The organism is Pseudomonas sp. Ps21-P2, from assembly GCF_039672565.1.
GTDB lineage: Bacteria > Pseudomonadota > Gammaproteobacteria > Pseudomonadales > Pseudomonadaceae > Aquipseudomonas.
On sequence record NZ_JBDFPL010000024.1, the window covers coordinates 1 to 7,704 of the forward strand.

Consider the following 7,704-nt stretch of genomic DNA (forward strand, 5'->3'; position numbering starts at 1 on the left):
AAAGCATTTGATCGAATGGCCTAACTGATAAGTCATAGCGCCAAGGAATAACTTACAAGCGTGGTTGAGCAGGCATGGCCGTCAATAACTGGCCGCTCTCAGCGGGCTTACATGCCACCTCTACAGCTAGCGCGAATACTGAACTCTAGCATTAAGGGCAATCGCGTCTGCCCGAGGGCATGCGCTTTATCTGCACACCGTTTCGTCATTACCCGCAATCCAGGCGACTTTGTTGCATTCAGCTCCGCCATCCTGCGCAGGGATGGAGCGCTGATATGCACCTGTTCCAGAAAGTATCGGGCGCGTCAGCGGCAAGGAAAATTAATCTCACGCCCGCGCGTGGGAGGTGAGCAGAAGCCTACTGCCATCGATTGCAATTGAATGATCAAGCGATTCTCAGGTCGATCCTTCTTGCGAGCAATGAATCCTCGACTCTCACTTAAGGAATGACCAGATGGCGAATTCATTCAGTGTCAAAGACTTCGGCGCCGTGGGCGACGGGCACACTGACGACACTTTGGCGCTGCAAGCCGCGATCGACGCCGCATCGGCCGCCGGAGGCGGGACGGTGGTGATCCCCAGCGGCACCTATATCGTCAGCGCCCAGGCCTCCGGCAACGCGCTGATACTCAAAGACAACGTCCAGCTCGAAGGCGACGCCACTGATCGGGCGACGCTGAAACTGGCAAGCGGCTCCAGCGCCGATATCGACGGTATCCTCCGTGCCGATGGCGATGCGGTCGGCGTCAGCAATCTGGTTATCGACGGCAACCGCGCGCATACCACTGGCGTGGTCAGCGATTTATCTCTGGGCGACGGCGTACAACTGACATTGAATTACGTCCAGGCCACCAACGCGTCCGGCTACGGCCTCGATCTGCGCGCCGAGGGCAGTCAGGTCCAGGCCAACAAGGCCTACGTGGACTATAACGGGCAGGGCGGCGTGATCACGGCGGGGCTGGTGGGCAGTGCGCTCAATGACCTGATCGTCAGGGACAACGATGGGAACGGTCTCACCACTCAAGGTGTGGTGACCGTGCAGGACATCAACAGCACCAGCAATCAGGGCTATGGGGTTGCCGTTGAGGGTGACGCTAACGGCCATGCGGCGCAGCTGATCAGTGGATCGATCAGCAGTAACCGTACCAGCGGGGTGCTGATCGACAAGGCGAGCGACGCGGTGGTCGATCATCTGTCCATCTCGTATAACACCCTGTCGGCCATCGAGGTACGCGACTCCCAGGGCACACAGATCAGCACCAATCGTATCGATGGTAGCTACCTGGACGCCAACCAGCCCTACGTGCTTTTACAGGACAGCAGCGGCACCGAAGTGCGTGGCAACGTGATTGGTGCCACGGGCTATTATGACGGCGCAAAGTCCACCTACGGCGTCGAGGAACGCGGCCAGAGCGATGCCAACCGTATCGCTGACAACTTCATCAGCAATGTCACCGAGCGCGAAGTGAAGGTGGTTGGTACCGCGACCGCGGTTTTCGATAACACAGATGTCTTGACCACCTATGGCTCCTCGGGTGACGACGTGATCTCGGAATATGCCCAGGCCTACAACACTGTGTTGTATGGTGGTGCAGGTGACGATTTGATCCAGGGTGGGGTGCTGGACAATGTATTGATCGGCGGTGCCGGCGTCGACCAGCTCGCGGGGGCGCAGGGCCACGATACGTTCCGATTTACCCAGCTGACCGACAGCTATCGCACTGCAAGCGCCAGTTACACCGATACCATCACCGCTTTCGATGCCAGCAAGGACAGCATCGATGTCACCAGTCTGGGGATGAGCGGCCTGGGCAATGGCCACAACGGCACGTTGGATCTGGCCTACAACGCTGACAAGAACCTCACCTACCTCAAGAGCTATGATGCCGACGCCCAAGGCCAGCGCTTTGAACTGATCCTCAACGGCGACTATCGCACCAGCCTGACGGCGGATAATTTTCTCCCACTCACCGCCGGCACTTCTGGGGACGACAGCCTGCACGGCACCACCCACGGCCGCGACACCTTAGTTGGCGGCGACGGCCGCGACATGCTTTCGGGCCGCGGCGACGATGATCGCCTGGATGGGGGCGCTGGTGCCGATCGGCTGATCGGCGGTCAGGGCGCGGATACCTTCGTGTATAACCAACTGACCGACAGCCAGGTCGATGCCGCCGGGAAGAATCAGGGCCGGGACCTGATCGTCGACTTCAACAGTGGCGACCACGACCGGATCGATATCTCGGCTCTGGGTTTCACCGGTTTCGGCGATGGTTACGGCACCACACTGAGCCTGACCTACGACAGCGCCAACGACATCACTCGCCTCAGCTCAAAAGAGCTGGACAGCGCCGGCAATCGTTTCCAGATCGCCCTGAGCGGCAACCATGTGCTTGACCTGGGCGCCAACGCCGTCGAGTTCGCCCACGCCGACAGCCCGCAAAAAACCAGCACCTACCCGGGACAGATCTTGACCATCGGCACGGCGGCGAACGACAGGCTCATCGGCTCGGCAGACGCGGACCGTCTCTATGGCCTGGATGGTGACGATGTGCTGCAGGGGGGCGCCAATAATGACTTCCTGCTCGGTGGCCATGGCGCAGACAAACTCACTGGCGGCAGCGGTAGTGATTACTTCGTGTTCCAGAGCGTCGAGGACAGCTACCGTACCGCGGAGCAGAGCCATACCGACCTGATCACCGATTTCAATCAGGGCTATGACAGCCTCTCCGTCAGCGCACTGGGCTACACCGACATCGGGGATGGCTACAACGGCACCTTGAAGATCGACTACAACGCCACCCTTGACCGCACCTATGTCCGTGACCTGCAGAGCGACGATCAGGGGCGGTTTTTCCAGATCGCCCTGAGCGGCGATCAGACGCAGCACCTGCGGTACAACAACATGGGCTTTGCGGATCGCGATGTGTCGACGGATGCCGCGCCGATCGAGGTGGTGGGTGTGGCTACCCATACCGATCATGCTGTTGGGTGATTAAGACCGAACCCCGCTCAGTAAATAATGAAGCGGGGTTCGCTGTGGCGACTGCCCACTTTCTCAGCATGCCCCTCATCTAATCCCCCCAAGCTTTCCCGCGTCCCGCCGTTGAATGTGAGGACTTCCCAACGTTCCGGATCAAATACTGAAGCCAGCGTCCGTTACATCGCCAGAGCGCGCTGGGTTAGGAGAACGGTGTAACCGAGACAAGTTCCACATACTTGAACTTCTTCCGGGCGGTTTTCGTTGCGTCGAGCTCCGCCTGGAGCGTGCTTAACGTATCAGCGTCGTAGCTGAACATTTGGGTCTCACCTTCATATTCATTGCCCACCCGCAACGTCACCCTGAGTTTCGGTCTCAGTGTTGCCGATGCGCCCTGCTTTGCGGTCCGCGCGGGAGGCTGTATCACTACCGCCGGCGCTTCTTTTTGATCGCGCTGTGGCTGTGCCGGCTCCGGCGCAACACCGCTCGCAGAACCAAACAACGCCTGGCGCATCTCTTCTTCAGTTAACTGGGTGGCCATAAGGGCTCCGATGCCGAATTCTAGTAGTCCATGCCTGGCTCATCCTGATGTTCCTCGGACATTGCTTGACCAAGGCGTGAGTCAACAGGCCGTGGAGCCAAGAGCTTCTTGGCGGCGCTTGCGATCGGCGTCGCTGATTGTGGGTTTGAGCGGCGGTAGGCTCATGGGCGATCGCTAAGCAAGTCGAAGATGATAACGTTCCAAATGTCCACTTCATAATTCCATTACGCTGCTTGGGCAACCCTTGAAATCGCGGGAATGTTGTCTTTATGTTCTGCCTGCCACAGGTCATAAGCAGACTGGCGAGCCACCCACATACGTGCCTTGCCCAAGCCAGCACGCTCTAGACGAACTGCCATGTCAGCACTGATCGGTGCTCGGCAGTGGATCACATTGGATAGCAGCACACGCGAGTAGCCCAAGTGCTTGGCCAGAGCCATGACGCTCATCTTGATTTCAGGGAGCACGTCTTCGCGCAGCGCCTCGCCAGGATGCGGAGGATTGAACATCGTCATTTGAGTTCTCCTATCAGTGGTAGTCGACCAGCTCAACGTCATCTCCCATAAACACGATGTGTATGTCTATTTGAAGGATGTACTCACGCGGCCTACACGCAGCAGGGCCGTCACCTGCGTTTCACTCAAGGGTCGGCTGAGCAGGTAGCCCTGCCCCTGCTGACAGCCATTACGTTGCAAAAAAACCAACTCCTGGGAATCTTCAATGCCTTCGGCCACTACGCAGTGCTGAAGGCTCTTCCCCATGGCGAGTATGGCAGCGACGATCGCCGAATTATCTGCTCGCGAATTTACGTGTCGGATAAATGACTGGTCGATCTTCAAAACATCGAACGGGAGCTGGGTCAGGTAGGCCAGACTGGAATAACCTGTCCCGAAATCGTCCAGTGCCAGACTCAGCCCCGCCGCCTTCAGGCGCAACATCACCTGCCGATTGTGTGGCAGATCGGCCATCAGCACACTTTCGGTCAACTCAAGCTGCAAGGACTGCGGTGAGATGCCCTCCTCTTCGATAATCGCCAGTATCATTTCCACAAAACGGCTTTGCGTCAGCTCGATGGTCGATACATTAATTGCGACACATACAGCATCCAGACCTTGCTGATTCCATCGCTTGATTTGCTGACATGCCGCGCGCATGACCCATTCCCCCATCGGAATGATCAGCTTGCTGTCTTCGGCGATATCGATAAACCGGGATGGAGCAAGCATGCCCTCGCGAGGATGAAACCATCGTATCAAGGCTTCGACACCGGTGATTCGGCCAGTGCTCAAATCCACCTTCGGCTGGTAGTGCAAAATGAACTGCCCTAGGTGGATTGCGCTGCGCAGATCCGCTTCGATAAGTTGGCGTTCCACCGCCTTGGCATTCATGGCGGGCATGAAGAACTGATAACGATTGCGGCCCTTCATTTTGGCGTCATAAAGCGCGGTATCAGCATGTTGGATCAGGTCTCCGACATTGGTAGCGTCGGAGGGGAAGAAGCTGATACCAATACTTGCGGAGATATAAAGCATGCTGTCATTCAGCGGATGACCCGCACTGATAGCCTTCAGAATCTTCTCGGCAATAGGTCCAACATCATCATCGACCTGCAATGCGGGCAGCAGCACCACGAACTCGTCTCCTCCTTGGCGACTCACGGTATCTGAGGCGCGGACACTTCCGGTCAAGGCGTCGGCCACGGAGACTAACAGCTGGTCGCCTAGGGCATGACCGAGAGAATCGTTGATATGTTTGAAATTATCCAAGTCAATGTACATCACCCCCAAGCGCTGGTGATCGCGCCGTGCGGCTCGCACCGCCTGCTCCAGCCGATCTTGGAACAACACTCGATTGGGCAACTGGGTGAGATAGTCGTGTTCGGCTAGGTAGGTCATTTTGACCTTCATGGCGCGCTCCACCGAAACGTCGTGAAACACCACTACTGCCCCAGTCAAATCACCGCGGCAATCGATGATAGGGGCTACGGAATCTTCAATATCCACTCGACCGCCGTCGCGCTTAACCAACACCGCGCCTGCGCTTAAACCTGTTGAGGATCGCGTTTGCAGGGCCAGTAGCACAGGATGTGGCTCGGTACCGAGCGAATCATCGATGTCAATGGACATCACTTGGGCGATTGATTGTCCTTTTGCCTGGGATTGGGACCAACCAGTCAGCGTTTCGGCGGCAGGATTCATGAAGTCGACATTGCCGTTGGTGTCGGCGCCAATCACGCCGTCACTGATCGCATTAAGTGTAACCTCGGCGCGCACTGCCCGGATTGCCATGTGCCCGTGCAAGCGAAAACGCAGGATCAGATCGCGAACGATCTGCATACTCGCAATCCGGTCTTCTGGATCAGCTGAGCTGAAACCCTGGGCACCGCACGCGATGAAGGCCTCGGCAGCGCGACGGTGCAACGCAGTACCACTCATCAATATCGGCGTGGTCGAAACCATGTCGTAAAATTCGGCGAATTTCGCCAAGTCCCTAAACCGTCTGCCGGCCATGCTGACAATAATGAGATCGGCCGAGTACTTTCTCAAATGACGCACCAACGACGCAGCAGTCTTGAAAAAATTTATCGACCACTCTTCGCTGGTGGCTGCAAATTGTTCGAGGAATGTGACGGTTTCGCTGGCTCTACACAGGATAACCACTGGAATGGTCATGCATCCTTGCTCCGAAAGATTTCAAGGAGCATGAAATCAAAATGCCTGTGCGGCCTCGGTCAAGATATGGAGGCGACACACATTCAAACAACGTCGCACTTCCCCCACTGAATAGATATACAGGCTCGGACCGCCGGTACGAATTCTTTAGCTTGAATAGGGCTACGCGCTGATCCGAAAAGGAGCCAATTCCCATCCGCACTGCTTTTATGCCCGATACGGCCATCGTGGCGATGGCATATGGTTAGATCCTCAAGAGCTCGCATTATGGCGCCAAAGAAACCGGTAGCAGGGCAATGGAGCTCTGAAGAGTCACGTGCGTCAAGACCTAGGCCACTTCCCAGCCTCTGGGGTCAGCCCATCGGATGCACATCGGCTTGGGCAAGACCCATCTCGGTATTGCCTATCAAGACGTCGTCATCACCTCCGCCGATGCCGCCCGCAGTCGAGTTGGTGATCGTGTCACGGTAGTTATCGCCCGTCAGCGTCGCGATTACAGACAACGGTTCCGGCATGCCCGCGGCCATTGTCAGCCGTGTCATGGAACCCTTCTTCACCACTAAGGAAGAAGGCAAAGGACCCGGACTGGGACTGTCCATGGTGTACGGCTTCATGAAGCAGTCTGGCGGCACCGCGAATTTATTCCGAGGAAAGAATCGGCACCACGATTCGCATGTACTTTCCTGCAGATGACAGTCAGTTGCACATCCTTCCTGCCCCAGAAAAAATTAATGAGCAATCGGGCCACGAGCGCATTTTGGTGGTGGAGGACCGTGCTGATGTCGCGGAGCTGGCCAGGATGGTGCTCGAGGAATTTAGCCAAGGGCACTGCAACCGCTAATTCCAGACGGCGCGGCCGTTTGCACATTCGGCCCTAGGCCCATGTCAATTGGTCGATTCATAGGATTGAGCAGATGATCGTCCGTTTTGGGTCGATAGCAGCCGGTTCGGTGGACTATAGATGCTCAAAGGGGCTCGGGTTGCTGGCGACTAAGAAGCCGCAGCCTGCTGGGATCACCCATGCCGTTTAATAGCAGTCCAGCGAAGTTACCCGCCGGATAAAAGCAGGCATTTAACGTAAACCCCGTTATGGAACGCGACATAAAAGCTTACGATCATAAGAGATACGTTTTTGTCGGGCAGATTGAGGCTCGCCCAGCCAGGCGTAGGAGCCGCTGGGGTGCACCCTGAGAGTTTGGCAAAGGCGCCGTACCGGGTAATCAGTTGGGTGCTTCTTGATGAACGCGTACTTCGGCCGCACTCTTTTGCATAGTAGGCGGCGGCTTTTTTTAGATGTCTCGCTCTTCATTCACACGCTTGAGTTCAGAGCGAAGTTGACGCATCTAGGCTTGCTGGTCATCGTCTTGCTGACGCTGCTCTTGGATGAGCTACGATTTGACCCAGCTGTAAGCCAAGGTACTGGCTGCTACGGTTTGACATCGCAGCAGCCAGAGGCTTGTTAGAACGCTGCCTTCAGGCGAGCGCCGGCGTAGGCCTGTGCTTCCTGAGCC

At 56.8% G+C, this 7,704-nt stretch carries 5 protein-coding genes and 2 pseudogenes; 2 read left to right on the forward strand and 5 right to left on the reverse strand.

Features of this window, described 5'->3' with window-relative positions; all coding sequences use genetic code 11:
- Positions 1–454: 454 nt before the first annotated feature.
- Positions 455–2,995: a glycosyl hydrolase family 28-related protein gene (locus ABEH28_RS27055; protein ID WP_065986079.1), complete on the forward strand. Its 2,541-nt coding sequence runs from the start codon at positions 455–457 to the stop codon at positions 2,993–2,995.
- Between the two features lie 187 nt (positions 2,996–3,182).
- Here the strand turns inward: ABEH28_RS27055 and ABEH28_RS27060 are convergent, their stop codons facing one another.
- The 4 genes from ABEH28_RS27060 to ABEH28_RS27075 all read right to left on the reverse strand — a co-directional run bounded on the left by ABEH28_RS27060 (position 3,183) and on the right by ABEH28_RS27075 (position 6,708).
- Positions 3,183–3,521: a hypothetical protein gene (locus ABEH28_RS27060; protein WP_346631548.1), complete on the reverse strand. Its 339-nt coding sequence runs from the start codon at positions 3,519–3,521 to the stop codon at positions 3,183–3,185.
- A 224-nt stretch (positions 3,522–3,745) separates the two neighbouring features.
- Positions 3,746–4,036, reverse strand: coding sequence for a HigA family addiction module antitoxin (locus tag ABEH28_RS27065; RefSeq protein ID WP_065986081.1), 291 nt, complete (start codon positions 4,034–4,036; stop codon positions 3,746–3,748).
- A gap of 66 nt (positions 4,037–4,102) precedes the next feature.
- Positions 4,103–6,193, reverse strand: coding sequence for an EAL domain-containing protein (locus ABEH28_RS27070; RefSeq protein ID WP_065986082.1), 2,091 nt, complete (start codon positions 6,191–6,193; stop codon positions 4,103–4,105).
- A 353-nt stretch (positions 6,194–6,546) separates the two neighbouring features.
- Entirely contained in the window at positions 6,547–6,708 is a 162-nt protein-coding gene (locus ABEH28_RS27075) for a hypothetical protein (protein ID WP_346631549.1), read from the reverse strand.
- Between ABEH28_RS27075 and ABEH28_RS27080 the strand changes: the two are divergent.
- Positions 6,674–7,010, forward strand: a pseudogene (locus ABEH28_RS27080) (ATP-binding protein); the annotation flags it as partial. The gene ABEH28_RS27075 and the pseudogene ABEH28_RS27080 sit on opposite strands and share 35 nt — an antisense overlap.
- Positions 7,011–7,295: 285 nt before the next feature.
- Here the strand turns inward: ABEH28_RS27080 and ABEH28_RS27085 are convergent.
- A pseudogene (locus tag ABEH28_RS27085) lies at positions 7,296–7,602 on the reverse strand (IS3 family transposase); the annotation flags it as partial.
- Positions 7,603–7,704 lie beyond the last annotated feature (102 nt).

What these genes read in the sequence shown, in the direction of transcription:
- ABEH28_RS27070 (WP_065986082.1), bottom strand. Translation starts at nt 6,193, where the DNA reads ATGACCATTCCAGTGGTTATCCTGTGTAGAGCCAGCGAAACCGTCACA.
- ABEH28_RS27065 (WP_065986081.1), bottom strand. Translation starts at nt 4,036, where the DNA reads ATGACGATGTTCAATCCTCCGCATCCTGGCGAGGCGCTGCGCGAAGAC.
- ABEH28_RS27055 (WP_065986079.1), top strand. Translation starts at nt 455, where the DNA reads ATGGCGAATTCATTCAGTGTCAAAGACTTCGGCGCCGTGGGCGACGGG.
- ABEH28_RS27075 (WP_346631549.1), bottom strand. Translation starts at nt 6,708, where the DNA reads ATGCCGGAACCGTTGTCTGTAATCGCGACGCTGACGGGCGATAACTAC.
- ABEH28_RS27060 (WP_346631548.1), bottom strand. Translation starts at nt 3,521, where the DNA reads ATGGCCACCCAGTTAACTGAAGAAGAGATGCGCCAGGCGTTGTTTGGT.